This window comes from Paenibacillus sp. FSL H3-0457, from assembly GCF_037981725.1.
Classification (GTDB): domain Bacteria; phylum Bacillota; class Bacilli; order Paenibacillales; family Paenibacillaceae; genus Paenibacillus; species Paenibacillus amylolyticus.
The window spans coordinates 3,922,712-3,938,068 of the sequence record NZ_CP150283.1; the positions used below are offsets into that span (position 1 = coordinate 3,922,712).

Below are 15,357 nucleotides of genomic sequence, written 5' to 3' on the forward strand. Positions count from 1 at the left end.
GTTATTTTCTTAAATTCTATCCGCTGATTACGATGTCGACTCAATCTCCACTACGGTTTCCGAAGCGGGGTTCCAACGCCATCTGGCTAGTTTCCCGCTTTCGTTATGCAATCCACCGATCCAGAATTCATCCTGCTTCAGCAATGCCCAATCGACTTCTCCATTTAACACCTGAATTCCGAGTTCCGTTAGCGACAGGATTCCGTCACGGAATTTTTCATCATGCTGCTTGAAATTAGGGAAAGTGGTTGCACCGCTCATCTGAAGAAGAGCATGAGGTCCTTCTGTCATCCGCTTCAGATGTGCCCAGTATTCAAGATCACCCATCCCAAGAATATGCAGCTTGTCCCCTACCTCACGAAATAATGGATACGGATGCTCCACACCTGCTCTTATGGTCTCCAGTGTTGTCTGCTCAATGAGTCCCAGACCGTTCGATACAGATGGCAGACGGGACAAATGTGCCTTAAAGGCAGCTTTCGCAAAGGGTAGCGCAGAATTGTCTGCCTGCAAGTAATCCAGATGATGCCGGAAATCAGTCGACGTATAGGCTTCCCAGAACTGCGCACCGGCTTGTAACTCGTTTTTCTCAATCACATGCCAACTGCCAGACAGACGTTCAATCTGTGTGGAGGTAAGCTGTCCCAGTCCTCTAAAGTGCTCAATCTCTGGATACGAGTCAATACAGAGCAGATTCAGTTTCGTATTCTGGAGTGCTTGTCCTTTGAAATAATGCAATAGATACGATAACATCGTTTGATCATAGAGATCGTATTCGAACCATAAAACAATTTCTTTGTATTGTTGAAACGAATGCAACTTGCGTTCAAGCTCTTCAATCTTCAAGTATTCCGCCTGTGGAATGCCCAACTGCTGCTCTAACACGGTTGCCCGATTCTGCCGCTCCTTCGTATCTCCCATCTCTTTGGCTACCGGGCCGAACGTGTACAACTCTCTCCATACCAAGATGTCTCCCTGAATTCCACTTTCTCTTAAACGATTGGCAGCGTGATCCCCATTCATAATGTGTAACAATCCTTTTCCCCCTTCATACAAGTCACTGAATACAGAGACCAGATCCCTTACTGGCATAGAGCGCTTGAGTTTGGATCGGGCATCGAACAGTCTTTTCTTTAATGCAGGTACCTTCACCCCGAGGAAATCCGATATTTCCTTGAGCGAGTATCCTTCCAAATAAAACAGTTCAACAGCAATCCGCATCGATGATGGCAGTATTGCAATGGAATCACGCAGCGTACGATACATTTCATTTTGCACCGCTTGTTTTTCCGGATTATGCGACTGATCCTCTTCATGGAATACATGCTCCAGCTCCTGAACTGGGATCATGGTATGTTGCTTGCGTCTTAGCCAGCGATAACACTGCCTCTCCACGATTACTTTAAACCACCCGGGAAAAGCCTCAGGAGCTTCCAGCTTGGACAGATTGCTAAAGGCTTCAGTAAATGCTTCCTGTACGACATCTTCAGCCCAAAATGTATCTCCTAAACGATTGTAGGCAACAGCAAGAGCCATCCCGCGATATTGAGACATCAGTTGTGCGTAAGCTTCGGTTTCGCCCTTCATCGCTCCTTCAATCCATGAATTCAATGCTATGGACTCCCTTCATATAAGCATGTTGCTTGTTCTATTCATGTATAAGTGCCATGTTATCGCCAAAAGGTTACGTATAACTCTAAACCTATAGTAACCTTCGTATATATGTTTATGTAAAAAGCTGTCCTGTCTGCGGATTACCTCCACATTCAGGACAGCGAAGTAAATCAGTATGTGTTAGACATGTGACATGTCAGTTATCAATCAACATGATGAGGTGAAAATGATTATCTGCTTGGAGCTTGCGGGTAATTGCCTACCACGCCCGGATATTGATACAACAACGGCTCATCAAATGTAGCATAGTCGAAGTTGACCATCAACAGCATGATTCTTCTACCTGTCTTCGGGTCACTGATGATAATATGATCACGGCCCGCTGCTTCAATAATACCTTGGAATATGCGAGCGTTCCATTCTTTGTTGCCTTCATATGTCATGTAGAATGTACCGAATTTACCAAGGTTCAGACGTAAAATATTCTCAATGTATGACTGCTCAAACTGTGGAGCCGTTGTTGTAATCACTGCACCTGTTGGTGTCATTGGGCTACCACTGGATACGAGTGGGGGTACACTTGTGGAGCTTGGGGACACCATCCCTGGCGTTGGTGACATGGCAGGCATTCCGTTACCGATTTTGTAAGACGTACCTTGAACCTGAGAATTGGCTTGTTGACCCAACACGGAATTCGCTTGCTGACCCATTGTTTGAGTTGTTGGTTGATAAGGCTGATTAATCATGATGATTCCTCCCAAAATTTAATATACTTCCGGACAGTCTTCGCCTGAAGGACTGAAGAAACAATGCGCTTTGAAACGTCCTGTATTTTGCTGGTCATACCACGTTGCCGGACACTCGGCCACAGGTCGGAAGAACCACAATGAATTGCTGGCAGGCCAGAAGCGCTCTCCATTAATCACCCGTTGTGCGAGACGAATCTCGGACTGTCTTGCCCGTTGGTAAAAGTACCCCTTCTGTGTTGACTCGTAGCCTCCTGGATTCTGGAATACCATACGATTGATATCGCGAATATCCTTGAAATCCAGACAATCCACCAGCACCCGGTTCACACTTACATTGCCTACAAGCAACATACCCTGTTCGCCGTCACCTTCAGCCTCTGCCCTCATGAGCCTAGCCAGCAGCTTGACGTCCTCTGAGTTGGCTTTAATAACAGCCATAGTCTGTTTCCTCCCTTGTTTCAGCTGTTCATCACCGTACATCGTATTGTGCAGGAGCCCATTCGGTGACACGATTCCATCTTTTTTCCATAAAAAAAAGCCCGGAACCTCACCCAAGGTGAAGTCCCGAAGCAACTCGTTTCTTATAATACTCGCCTGTTTAAGGCTTGGCTTCAATCCAATAATCATAGGCATGAACAATGTTGCCTTGGTAAGCCTGATATTCGGCCAGCAGATCCGGAAGCTTGGCAAGCTGAAGTTCCATCTCCTTTGCCCCTTTTTCATAAAAAGAAATATGAGGACCTTCATGGTTCTGCTTCATTTCGACCGAAATCATCAACCGTTTACCGAAACGATCGGCGATCTCCATCTCCTGACTCACAACAGCAGCAATCCCATTGGAACCTTCGGCGTTGTTACGAAAAGCCATCAGCGACACATGATCGAGTGTACGGATCATAAATTCAGTCACAGATGTATCCTTTCCTGGCAACGCGAAGCTATCCAACCATACAGCAAGGTCTGCGCTTGTTTCGAGATCACTATCCTTCTTTGTTTCTTCCTGGAAAAATGTAATGTTGGCAGCCCATTCGGTCAATAAGGTGTCCCGACTATTCTCCCACTCTGGCAATGTGTAAGGCTCAATATCCAGATGGATGCCTTCAAATCGTTCATCCGGCTCGGATTCGGCATTATAGTTTTTCACATAATCAATCAAGCGCTTAATGCGTGGACGATTCTCCTTCTTACCCCAGATCGGATGTCCACCCATCGCATGGATCTCAATGCCCTGCGCTTTTGCCCGTTTCACAAAACTGCGATAGCTGGAATAGGGTTGATCCAGGTCCAACCTGACATACAACCAGTTAATATTCTGCTCTCTAGCAAATGCTAGTATGTGCTCTCCCCCGTCATTCGTCACCTGAGAGGCCTCCCAGATATACGTTCCCCGAATCTCTGGCTGATTGGATGGAGTCTCCGGTGATGGCAGTTCCGACGGCTCCAGTTGTCCCCAGTATACGATGTCATGTACAGCAGAACCTGCGTAGGAACTATGCTCGCCGAATGCGGAGGCAACTTCTTCAATAACACTTTCCAGTTGTGCTGCACCTTTCCCGGCAAATGACGTGAACTCCTCGCCAGGCATGGGCTTGGTGTTCAACCCAACCGTCACGCTCACATTGCTGGCATCTGCCCAGTTCATTTCCTGTTCAATCAAACGTATGATACCATTGTTCCCTTGCGCGTTATCACGGTAAGCGAGTAAAGTGACATGCTCCACTTGTTCAATGAACCAACGTGACAATGGTTCGTTATCTGCATCCTCAGAAACTCTATTTCCTGTAACGGTATAGGAATCCAGCCAAAATGGCAGGTCAATATTCACTGCAACTGCGCCATCCTGTCTCACTTGCTCAAATAACAGATTCATATTGGCTACCCAGGATTGTACCAGTGGCTTAGCATCTTCTTTCCAGGCTGGTAACACATAGGGCTTGATATCCAGATGTATGGCATCAAATTGTTCGTTGGGCTCAGCAGCTTGATTGTAATCACTTACCCAAGACGCTAATCTGAGCATGGGGCCTTCACGGCCACTGAGTGCCCAGGATGGATCGCCTCCCAGCGCTTCAACCGCAATACCTGCACGGCTTGCTTGGGCTATAAACGTCTGGTATACCTCTTTGGACAGCGCCATGTCTACATTCACGTACAGCCTGTTTATCTTATGTTTAGCTGCATTGGCCAACAGCTCATCTCCGTTGCTAACAGACTGTGCCTGCCATACCCAGGCCGCCCGTATATCTGCGCCGTCAGCTTCAGCAGGTGACTCATTCCCTATCATTATCATCCCTCCGATCAGCAGTAACAGCCAAAATACCTTCCGGGATTGTTTCCCGAACATATACTCCCTCCATTCCTCTACTGTTGTAAAATCACATTTATTATAGCAACCGAGTTATTAAAAACAAATAAGCCCAAGTGCTTAACTTGGGCTTATTACTCTTATGTTGGAAAATCTTAGGGCTCGCCCGGCTTAATCCCGGTTCTAGTCCTCATATATCATTTTTCGGGTCATGCCTCCATCAATAACGAGATTGGTCCCTGTGACAAAGGTATTGCTTGGATCAGACAAATATAAACAAGCACGGGAGATATCTGAAGGAACACCCACACGACCGGAGGGATGCTGTTCATGATCCTCCTTTTTCAATTTCTCCACGTCTCCTGTCTCAATCCATCCCGGACTGATACAATTGACCCGAATTTGGTCCTTGCCCAGTGAGACCGCCAGCGCATGCGTCAGAGCTACAATCGCTCCTTTGGATGCTGCATAAGCTTCTGTATCCGGCTCAGACATAAGCGCACGGGTAGAAGCCATGTTGATAATGGCACCCCCGTGTTCATTGCTTTTCATATGTTTGGCTGCTTCCCGACTCGCCAAAAAGCAACTTCTCACATTGGTATTGAGTACATCGTCCCATTCTTCCAGCTTCAGCTCATAGGGTGATTTCCATTTGGCGAGTCCTGCATTATTCACCAGAACATCGATTTGCTTGAATTCTTCCACGGTTGTACGAAAAAGATTCGTAATATCCTGCTCGCTCCGAACATCACATTGGACAAAGATGGCTTCTCCGCCTTCATTACGAATGGAAGCTGCCGCGGCCGCCCCTTCTGCTTCCTTGTAGTCGGCAAGTACAACTTTGGCTCCAGCGACTGCATAAGCCTCAGCCACACTTCGTCCTATTCCCTGAGCGGCCCCGGTTACAACAACGACCTGATCTGTAAATGACATATTGATTGCCTCCTCTATGGTAATGATCTTTTGATCATAATCTCATTAAGCCTCTTCTTATATAAAAACACGTTAGGCCCATTAAGAAACGCTTGTCCAGTAAATAATCAAAAAAAGCTCACGCCATTCTGGCGCAAGCTGCTCAGTTTAACCCCGTAGGCGTTCAGAATATACGCGATTATATCGCTCGAAGCCTACATAACGCGTTCCTTTGAACGAGAGCCGTCCTTCATCCCCCTCAGCACACAAACCATACTCTTCGCCATTGACTTTGAATTCGAGCCGATCTCCACTTTCTACTTCAAAGGTGACATAGTATAACGTTCGTGCTGTACTGCCCGGTTCAGATTGCGACTGACTCATCTTCATCCGTCTGCTGGTGATTCGTGAAGGCACGGTCAATAGCGGCTCCGAGTTGTTGCGTCCCCACCTCCATACCTCCTTTCCCATCGACAGAAGGACTATACCTATAATCAGAACAAATACAACCGGAAAGACGGTTCCAAACAAATCAAACATCCAGGATGATTCAATGCCCATGTCTCTCCCTCCGTTCATACAACTTAGGACAGCCGGAGTCTTGACCCGTCTCCTGTAATGTATATGCACGTAAACAAGGAACTTGTTATCTGGATTGAAATCGAACGGTGTGAAGGGAAAAACCCTCCGGCAGAATACCGAAGGGTTGCTTCATACGAAAAATAAGTACTAATTCATTATCTAATACATTGCTTAACTAACAGCCCTATTTTACTTAAAGGTTGTTGCAAATCGATGATCCGACAATATAATCTGATTAACCTGTCCCTCTTTTGTCAGCATAAACGATGCACGATAGATAGCCAGCTCATCTTTTTCCGCTTGCAGCGACTTCTCATCCAGGAATGTTTCCTTCTGAATATGATAGGCATAATCGATATTACGTTCAGATTCGACCAAAACATGTTCCTTGCCATACAGATCGAGAATCTCTTGATGTGTCATCCCCGCCTCTGCCCCGCGAGCCGTCTTAAAGTACCCTTTCGAGTCCTTATTCAAGATGATACTAACGACTTTGGCATCCCTATAACCAATCGTGATTCCGTTATTGTATTGATAGGATTGACCCACACCGGTTGATGTTCCCTCACCGAGGATTTTCTCCGTCTCTTCCTGACTCATTCCATACGTAATCTTATCCTCACTGTCGGTCTTCGTCACAGCCAGATCCTGTTCTGAAAATTCGTTTGGATTGAATTTGCTATTGCTGCAAGCCGTGATCATGATTAATAATAATGCCGATACAACCCATGTAATTTTTCTCCAGTGTCCATTCTTCATGTACTCACCTCTGATGTTTTTCCAATATTTTATCATATTATCAACTGAAAAAATAATTAGTAGTGACGTTTTCACCATTCCTCGCAAACAAAAAGGGTATCCGATATGTAGTTACTCCTGTACCATTATCCGCTCCAACTGAGATAACAGCCTCAGATAAAGCACCGCTATCTCAGTTCAAGCAAACCCATGTTACCGTTGTGGATGCATATTTAATAAAGTTGAGGAGAGTTTGTTAGCCTGTTAACGGATTCACGCTAATTGTGTGATCACAAGATGTGCGGATACAGGTCTAGTTCCGCCCGCAAGTGGCGTGATTGTTAATGCTGTAGCATTACCAGCCGGGTTCCGCACGGTCAGAATAGAATTAATCACGGTTGTCTGCACCAAAGCCATACCAACAATCTGAGACGTTCCCGTTGCTCGCCCAACTACAGTAGGAGCCAAATCTGCCCCATTGAGAGTTAAAATTAATTGACCGGCTTCATTGATGCTCACCTGGAACAAAATCTGATACGTACCAATGGCTGCTAAATTGAATGCACTAGGCCCTGTGCGGGCGATAGTTGTTCCACTTGTTGGCCCATCCTGAGGAAAGCTTACATCTGTACCGGGAGCAACCGTTGCTGCATTATCAGGTGGCATCAGTGCAAAAAAGTCAGCAAACCCCAGTACGCCTCCAGCTGCTCCTGTTGCACCTGTACCTCCCGTGGCTCCAGCTGGACCAGCTACTCCTGTAGCACCAGTCGGGCCTACTGCTCCTGCTGCACCGGCTGGCCCTGCCGGACCTACTGCTCCTGCTGCACCGGCTGGCCCAGCAGGGCCTACCGCTCCTGCTGCACCGGCTGGGCCTGCCGGGCCTATTGCTCCTGCAGCTCCTGTCGCACCCGTCGGCCCAACAGCTCCAGCAACACCTTGAGGCCCAATTGCCCCGGCAGGTCCAGGATTACCCTGCGGACCTTGTGGCCCTACGGCCCCTGCTTCTCCCGGAATCCCCTGTGCTCCCATAGGTCCAGCAGGCCCGACCGGACCTTGAGAACCTACCGCTCCAGCAGGACCAGGCTGTCCCTGAGGCCCTTGTGGTCCAGGTGGCCCCCCTGCTGGTCCTTGAGCTCCAGTTGGCCCTTCAACCCCTTGTTTACCTGGAATACCTTGTACGCCCTGTACGCCTTGTATACCTTGTGGTCCTGTTGGGCCAACGACAGTAGGGGTAGATATATTCACTTCTGGAGGCGGACATTTTACTTGAACGAACTTTTTGACCACTTTCAATCGGCGTTCTTTTCTTTTAACTTTACACGGATGGAATGTTGCCTTTTTTCTCTTCATACGTTTCTTCACTTCTGAATGACTCACAGTGTGGACACCTCCCTATAGACATGGTTTAACGTACGTATGTAGATGAAAAGATGCGTGGACGAACAACCATTTTAACTAAAAAACTCCGCTAATTATCAGGTAAAACAATAAAATCAGTAGCAACTGCCTATACGTTTGATCTATTTTGTTCAAAACCATTAATTGAGTCGAGCTGGTTTACGTGAGGAGATTTGTTCAAAAAAACTCATGCCATTTGGGCATGAGTTGCTTGGTTTAACTAAGCAGACGTTCCGAATAAAGCAGATTAGTTCGTTTAAAGAAATATATCTTGTCCCTTGAAAGAGAGCCGTCTTAAATCTGCATCGGGTGTACGACGATATAGGAGTTTTGAGAAAAAGGTAACCACGACCTCCATAACATGTTGAGTTCATTTATGCTGATTTTTCGATTGTAATATTCTTCATCACAATTAATCTTGTGGTCTAACGATTCTGCCAAGTAAAAATGCGTTTCATCATAACCAACGACGGGAACAAAATGCAAATAACGTTGTTTGGGATGTACTCTAATAAATAAAATAACAGGTACCCCTTGGCTGATCTGTTTCTTTAACGTATTCACATTTCCTCGTAAGTACATTGCCTGATATCCTAGTTTTTTAAAAAAAACAACGACCGCTTTGGGATATACCGTCCCATCCAGTAATTTGCGAGGATAGGTTTCATAAAGCTTTGTTCCGTTGGACTCCAAACCGAAATGTCTCAATACAAACGCACTGGAAAATGCAGCGCATTCGTAGTTTTTCTGAATATCTAACCGATTTGAAGATTGAATGTAATATGTGCTTGGCACATTGACTGTATACATGCGATCTTTCTTAGGAAAACTGAAATAAAGGGAGATCACCCAGAGAATAATCAACCAAAGTAATACATTGAGAAACAATACGTGACCTCCTTCGTCTCATCAGACGATGTACTCTACCGTTTAAGTATGCCATTCACTAGACAGCAGACTATACGTCACAATATTCTCATAATGATCGTAGACCCATTGTGCTTCTCTGGATGTACCTTCATTTGTAAATCCGATTTTCTCAGGTATAGCCCTGCTTTTAAAGTTGCTTTCTGCACATTGAATGATTACACGATTTAACTTCAACTCGTTAAAAAGGTGTTTAAGCAATTGTTCTATTGATTTGGTAATGATCCCTTTGCCCTGTGCTGACTCAGCTAAAAAATATCCAATGCTCGTTGCTCGATTATTCCAATCAATATAATGCAATCCTAACATCCCGACCAATTGTTCATTCAACCATATTCCGGAATCAAAACCGTTCCTCTCTTCATAATTATGTGTCCATACTTCTATTACAGAATCTAAATCGCTGGGCGATTGTCGTTTATCAACCCAGAGTAACCACGCTCTCAAGTACTTTCTATTCTCATCAATTAATGCATATAACTCATCTCTATCTCGAGATTGGATCAGCTTTAATACAATAGATTCATTCACTTGAAAAGGCAGCATCCTGTTCCTCCCACTCAATCTAACTATTAGGTTATTTTAAATGTTCATTCAACACACAAGTTCTTTAAAACCCATTCTTTAATTTGTTCAGCTACTTCCACTGCTGTAAGTTCTGTCGTATCAACTGTTTGCATTGGCGGGTCAAACGCAGTTTCCGAATTCTGGAGTAACCAATTGGCAAAATTCTTGTGATCTTCAACCAGGTTCTCGTCCCACCCACGGGCTCTTAAACGCGTCTCGCGAGTAACATCGTCACAATGCAAGTTCATATATAAAATTCGATCAAATCGATCTATGTAATCCGACGATGCAATGTTTTCCGGAACCATCGTTCCACATAAAACAGTCCCTCGTCCACTTAGCGATATGTTATACGCAATCCTCAACCAATTCTCTTTGGCAATCTGCCAATCCACGTTATCGATGATATCCATATCAAAGACGTCAAATTCGGGAAGTTTCTTGCGAACAAGCGAAGAGATCGTTGTTTTTCCTGTCCCACTTGCGCCTGTCACTATAAAAAGCGGTAATCTTCTCATAACTCGCTCCTTTAGTTAAAATAAAATTTGATTTATTACGTTCTCCATTGATCTGCTTTCAACCCATAAATAATAGCGATACATAGGTAGCAGTATCCATTTGATATTTAAACATAGCCCACTTTCCGATTCATTTCAGTTAATCACCGTTTTCTTGCTTTAATCACAAAGGATACAGGTAACATCTTTGCTCTTTTAAGGAGACTATCGCTATTATTATGTAATTGCATGATATCCTCATCGGATTCTTCTATCATTTGTTCAATGACAAATCCCGCTTTCGCTAACGCATTGACATAGGTTGATAGTTGACGATCAGCCAAGGTTAATTCACCCTGACAATAATCAGGAGATACCGCATACCAAGATTCATCAGAATATGGCTTATTGAAGACAAATCTATCATTTTCTTCAACAACACATCTGTTTATTGGATGAGACCAGCTGAAAATAAAAATGCCATCTTTCTTTAAATAAGAAGCGATTCGGCTGAAAGTACCTTCAAGATCGGTTGTCCAACCTATGGCATAAATCGAATACACAGCGTCAAAATAATTAATAGGAATCCCACATTCCTCTTCCATGGGTGAACATATCAATGTTGCAGGAATTCCGTATGTTCTCAAGTGTTGTTGTGTCTTTTCTATCTGTTTCTGGGATATATCCATACCCCACAGTTCACCTGCTTTGCGGTCTCCATGATACTGCAAGGATTGACCATTTCCACAGCCCACCTCTAACATCTTTAATCCTGAGACATCACCAAAAAGTTGGTGTTTTTCTTCTGTGATAAATGCTCCATAATGTGGAAGCACGATTGCACTCAAAAAGTCATTCCCTTTTGTATCCCAATAAAAGCTGTTTGTTTCATAAACACTGTACTTGTTCATCTGATAGCCTCCTTTATACACTACATTCAGAACATTACTTGTTACCTTCGTTGAAATTTGTAATCTCATTGCCATTAAGTAAGCTTTTAAAGCCATTCTTGTAGTAAGGCATAAGCTCATCTGCCTGTGTTATATCCAACCATGCAATCTCAGAGATTTCGTCTGGTCTTGATATCTATTCTCTCCCTCCAACGATTTACATCGACTCGTTTCAATGATTGAACTTCCTTCTCAGAAACTTTTAAATATTATTCTTATCGCTGAACTCAATGCAAAAAGGTTGCATCTCAGGGTTTAAGCAATACTCTATTCTTTCTCTGAAGTTTTTCCATTCGACTTTTAAAATGGCTTCTTCGATCGGAAAGAAACCAGACTCTAAACTCTCCGTTGATGTGATTAATTCTCCTCCTATTGGTTTGGCTAGAAATAATGTGTTACATATTGAATTCTCGATATTTTGAAATATTCCACAGAATTTGATAATTTCAATGTCGATTCCGGACTCCTCTTTCGTTTCTCTGATCGCAGCTTGACTTAGAGATTCTCCTTCTTCCACTTGACCACCTGGCATTTCCCATCCTCTTCGTGGTCCTCTAATAAGTAATAATTCATTTTGTTCGTTGATCACGATTGCAGCGGCAGATAAGATATGTTTTGGAGGGCTCATTTATTCGACTCCTTCTTTGACAAAGCGAGCGTATAGTTCTTGCCATCATAGTTATTCACATTTTCAATGTGTCCTTGTAAATGCCTATAATAACGTTCAGAATTTTCATTATTCCAATTCCAGAAATGCACGCCATTACATATAATCAGTCTTTCAAACCATCTCTCAAAATTCATATTCACCTTAATTGCGCTATCAACGAACAACATTTCAGTCCAATACAAATAGCTAGAAAATCTATCAATGCATTCATTCGTATTTATAAAAAGCATATCTCCATTATCCGAACCTATTGGAATCCAACCCTGCGGTATCATGCTAACATAATCATAATCAATGTATACCTGTCGAATCATGTTTAAGCTATACAATTGGATCCCCCCTCCATAAAAGGGATGCACGAATAGATCTGCTCCATTATGATTTAGTAAAAAAGCTTTATAGTCCCAAGGAATAACTAAATTTAACTCTTCAAATAAAGAATCGATCTCCTGATTTGATGAACCCGGATAAAACGTAAATCTTGCAGGCTCACTATAACCAGTTGAACCTTGTATTAATAATGAATTATTACTATCTAATCTTTTCTTCAAACCCTCTAGAGTTAACTCAACTATATTGAAGATTTCCGAAGATTCCATAAGATTTCATCCCTTTGCTTAAAGTTATCGTATGCCGGTCTTGAGTTCACGACTTCCTCCAAATTAAGCCCAATCGCTAGTTGCAATGCGGATAGTCCGTGCGGTTGTGTTCGTGTGAACTTACTTCTCTAATGCATTCAACAGATCAAGAGTCAATGACTGAAACGGAACATTTTTTAATCTGAAAGAACATGACTTTTAGCCAGACTAAAAGAAGTTATATATCCCGTCTTCAAAATAATTATATTCTTCATCCGTTATTCTTAACTTTCCATACCCGTTATAAAAGATTTCTCTATCTCTTTCATTATCAAACGCATTATGTTTCGGTCTAATGGCTAACGCTACATCATATCTTGGATCGCCATAAGCTGCTCCTGCCCAGTCAATAACTCCAACAATATTACAATCATTAACTAGCACATTATCTATAGTGAAATCTCCATGAATGAAAGTGTTCTCTATTGGTTTTGGTCTTGCTTCTTTCAACTGTTGAAGTAGTTCTGCTGATCCGTCTACAGCAAAGTGAGTTAGATTATATTCTGCTTTACTAAGCATTGTATCTAACCAAGGACTATCATTGTTCAATAATTCAACTGGACAAGTGCATTCATGTATTTTCTTTAAACAAAGCCCAAAGTTGAAAATCGCTTTTTCTTTACTTTGGAGGTCAGGCATCTTAGAGAGAAATTCTCTTAAACTTATTCCATCAATATAATCCATCAGAAGCCATCTCGATGTGTCCTCAGTATGAAATGAATACACCTTTGGAACAGGGAGTCCCGTATGGTAAAGGTATTGGAGTACCTTATATTCATCGGATAACCATTCATTATAAAGATCGTTTTCTGTCTTCTTGATGATGTACTTTTGATCAAACGTATCCAGTATAGCCACAGTAGAAGTATGACCTTGCTTAGGAAAAGTGATTTTCTGGACTTCCCCTATATGTTCTTTTATTTCAATTGGGAGATCCTGAATGTTCATAGTTTTATCCTTTCTACTATCTCATGCTCTTTCTGATCATGTTCTCGTCGATAATTCCGCTCTAAAAGTATAAATCCCATCCCATAATAAAAGCAGCAAATAGGAAAGCCGACATGCCAGACATGATGTATACCGCCTTTTGCTTTTTACTATAGCTTCTTTTCAGCAGTTTGTAGAACGACAAGACAAGATACGACACAGCTAGAATCACATAAACCAGGTTCAAAATGAGATGTATGCGCAATGAAGAATAGGGGGAGAAGCCTAAGGCGCGCATGAACAATAGGATCGTATTCAAAATGAATACCATACTGGCAATATTAATAACCATATGATATTTATCAAATCCCCTACCGGGCCTTTCCCAGTTTTTTAATTTGTATTTGGATAACCGAATAAAATAGCCAATTATCGCTCTCAAACTGAGCAGAATCGCTATTGCAAGAGCGATAAAAGATGCTTTGATCAAGGTTATCGTTAAGTTGGATACGGGCAAAAAGTCATTATAAGGGATGGAGACCTTCTCAATAGCACCGTTACTCTCAACAACATTTGCAAAGTTACTAAGGTCAAATGTTGTATACTTCTGCAGACTTAACATTGAATACGCCTTCGTAAAACCGGAAACGACCCGTCGCGCAGGCAGATAATATCCTCCACTCTCAGATTCAACTGAATTCGTGCTGAAACTACTTCCAAACACCTTCTGGACAAGACCAACGTTATAAGCCATTTCATTTGACTGGTTTGTCATGACTACTAACCCAAAATTAGACTCCGGGTCAAAAACAAATTTACTTGAAAATCCCGCCGTACTTCCAGCGTGTTCTAATGCAGGCACCCAGTAATCTACTTCAAAGAAGCCATGTGCAATTCGTGGAGTAGAAGTCCCATCGTAATATAGACTTGTTGACAGCATCTCGTCTAACGTGTCCTTGTTCTCAAATAATAAATTGCTACGATCCACAGGCATCAAGGCTGCGAGAAATTTAGCTGCATCCTCTGCTGTTCCAATGGCGCCCCCCGCAGGGTATAAGCTTATGTATGTTCTGTTCTTAGGAATTAGTTTCAGATTCGTAGTGTATCCTTGAATCTCATTTCTTCGTTTCAAGACGTTTAGATTATCATACTGTGACGGGTGAATCGATGTGTCTTTCATGTTCAGTGGTTTAAATATATGTTCGTTGATATATTTGTAAAAGTGTTGTCCGCTTTGTAATTCAACGATGTAAGCAGCCATAGCCGTACCATAGTTTGAATAAGCAACAACACTCCCAGGTTTATTGATCTGCCTTGGTTCAAATTTTTGTAAAGCTTCACCTAATTCCACAATATCACTCTCGGATGAATACCATAAATCGATCAATCTATCCTCCCATCCTGCGTTATGATGCATAAGGTTCATTAGGGTAATGGGAGCATCGTATTCAAGCTTCTTTAGAAATCCTTCCGGCAAATAGTCCTGAATATCAGTATCCAAATCAAGCTTTCCCTGTTCTACAAGCTGCATAACACTCGTCCAGACCAATAGTTTAGAAGTTGAACCCCATTCAAATACAGTAGAGGTGTCTGCCTTTCTCTGTTGCTCAAGATCTGCGTATCCATAGGCCTTATTCACAATAGTCTCACCGTTCTTGATAGCTACAACCGAAACGGCAGCGGTATTCTTCTGATTCGAGGCCACATATGAATCAATCGTTTCCTCTAACGACGACAACGCAATTCTGGAGGGCGTAGTCTCTACATTCTCTACCTCAGCGTTTACAGGTACCGCACATGTCGTAATGATGAATGCAAGTATCAGAACACAAGCAATTACTTTATTAACATAGTAATATTTTCGATTAATCTTCATTAGCTAT

At 42.9% G+C, this 15,357-nt stretch carries 16 protein-coding genes; all 16 read right to left on the minus strand.

The genetic code is table 11. The features are described 5' to 3' along the window. Positions 1-27: 27 nt before the first annotated feature. Positions 28-1,611, minus strand: a complete 1,584-nt coding sequence (locus MHH25_RS17310; protein WP_340017648.1) for a sigma-70 family RNA polymerase sigma factor — start codon at positions 1,609-1,611, stop codon at positions 28-30. 233 nt (positions 1,612-1,844) lie between these two features. Next, the gene (gerQ, locus tag MHH25_RS17315; protein ID WP_235193948.1) at positions 1,845-2,243 is read right to left on the minus strand and encodes a spore coat protein GerQ; all 399 of its coding nucleotides are present in this window, start codon (positions 2,241-2,243) and stop codon (positions 1,845-1,847) included. Positions 2,244-2,378: 135 nt separating this feature from the next. After that, a complete protein-coding gene (locus MHH25_RS17320; RefSeq protein ID WP_076217086.1) occupies positions 2,379-2,801 on the minus strand; it encodes a cell wall hydrolase in 423 nt (140 codons plus the stop codon). Between the two features lie 160 nt (positions 2,802-2,961). Next, positions 2,962-4,647, minus strand: coding sequence for a hypothetical protein (locus MHH25_RS17325; RefSeq protein ID WP_340017649.1), 1,686 nt, complete (start codon positions 4,645-4,647; stop codon positions 2,962-2,964). Positions 4,648-4,851: 204 nt separating this feature from the next. After that, positions 4,852-5,601 (minus strand): glucose 1-dehydrogenase, encoded by a 750-nt coding sequence (locus MHH25_RS17330; protein ID WP_339193677.1) that lies wholly within the window; start codon positions 5,599-5,601, stop codon positions 4,852-4,854. 147 nt (positions 5,602-5,748) lie between these two features. Beyond that, positions 5,749-6,141: a DUF2500 domain-containing protein gene (locus tag MHH25_RS17335; RefSeq protein WP_017688132.1), complete on the minus strand. Its 393-nt coding sequence runs from the start codon at positions 6,139-6,141 to the stop codon at positions 5,749-5,751. A gap of 210 nt (positions 6,142-6,351) precedes the next feature. After that, complete coding sequence (locus MHH25_RS17340) at positions 6,352-6,921, minus strand: hypothetical protein (protein WP_340017650.1); 570 nt, start codon at positions 6,919-6,921, stop codon at positions 6,352-6,354. A gap of 252 nt (positions 6,922-7,173) precedes the next feature. Then, entirely contained in the window at positions 7,174-8,277 is a 1,104-nt protein-coding gene (locus MHH25_RS17345; RefSeq protein ID WP_340017651.1) for a collagen-like protein, read from the minus strand. Between the two features lie 315 nt (positions 8,278-8,592). Continuing rightward, a complete protein-coding gene (locus MHH25_RS17350) occupies positions 8,593-9,186 on the minus strand; it encodes a C39 family peptidase (protein ID WP_340017652.1) in 594 nt (197 codons plus the stop codon). 42 nt (positions 9,187-9,228) lie between these two features. Further along, positions 9,229-9,771 (minus strand): GNAT family protein, encoded by a 543-nt coding sequence (locus tag MHH25_RS17355; protein ID WP_340017653.1) that lies wholly within the window; start codon positions 9,769-9,771, stop codon positions 9,229-9,231. Positions 9,772-9,815: 44 nt separating this feature from the next. Beyond that, entirely contained in the window at positions 9,816-10,310 is a 495-nt protein-coding gene (locus MHH25_RS17360) for an AAA family ATPase (RefSeq protein ID WP_340017654.1), read from the minus strand. Between the two features lie 143 nt (positions 10,311-10,453). Further along, positions 10,454-11,200 carry a class I SAM-dependent methyltransferase gene (locus tag MHH25_RS17365; RefSeq protein ID WP_340017655.1) on the minus strand — a complete coding sequence of 249 codons (747 nt, stop codon included), beginning with the start codon at positions 11,198-11,200 and terminating at the stop codon, positions 10,454-10,456. 241 nt (positions 11,201-11,441) lie between these two features. Then, on the minus strand, positions 11,442-11,867 hold the full coding sequence (locus MHH25_RS17370; RefSeq protein WP_340017656.1) for an NUDIX hydrolase: 426 nt from the start codon (positions 11,865-11,867) through the stop codon (positions 11,442-11,444). Continuing rightward, on the minus strand, positions 11,864-12,508 hold the full coding sequence (locus MHH25_RS17375; protein WP_340017657.1) for an SMI1/KNR4 family protein: 645 nt from the start codon (positions 12,506-12,508) through the stop codon (positions 11,864-11,866). Before MHH25_RS17375 ends, MHH25_RS17370 begins: the two co-directional genes overlap by 4 nt. A gap of 207 nt (positions 12,509-12,715) precedes the next feature. Further along, a complete protein-coding gene (locus MHH25_RS17380; RefSeq protein ID WP_340017658.1) occupies positions 12,716-13,495 on the minus strand; it encodes a phosphotransferase in 780 nt (259 codons plus the stop codon). 61 nt (positions 13,496-13,556) lie between these two features. Further along, positions 13,557-15,350 (minus strand): serine hydrolase domain-containing protein, encoded by a 1,794-nt coding sequence (locus MHH25_RS17385; RefSeq protein ID WP_340017659.1) that lies wholly within the window; start codon positions 15,348-15,350, stop codon positions 13,557-13,559. Positions 15,351-15,357: the final 7 nt, after the last annotated feature.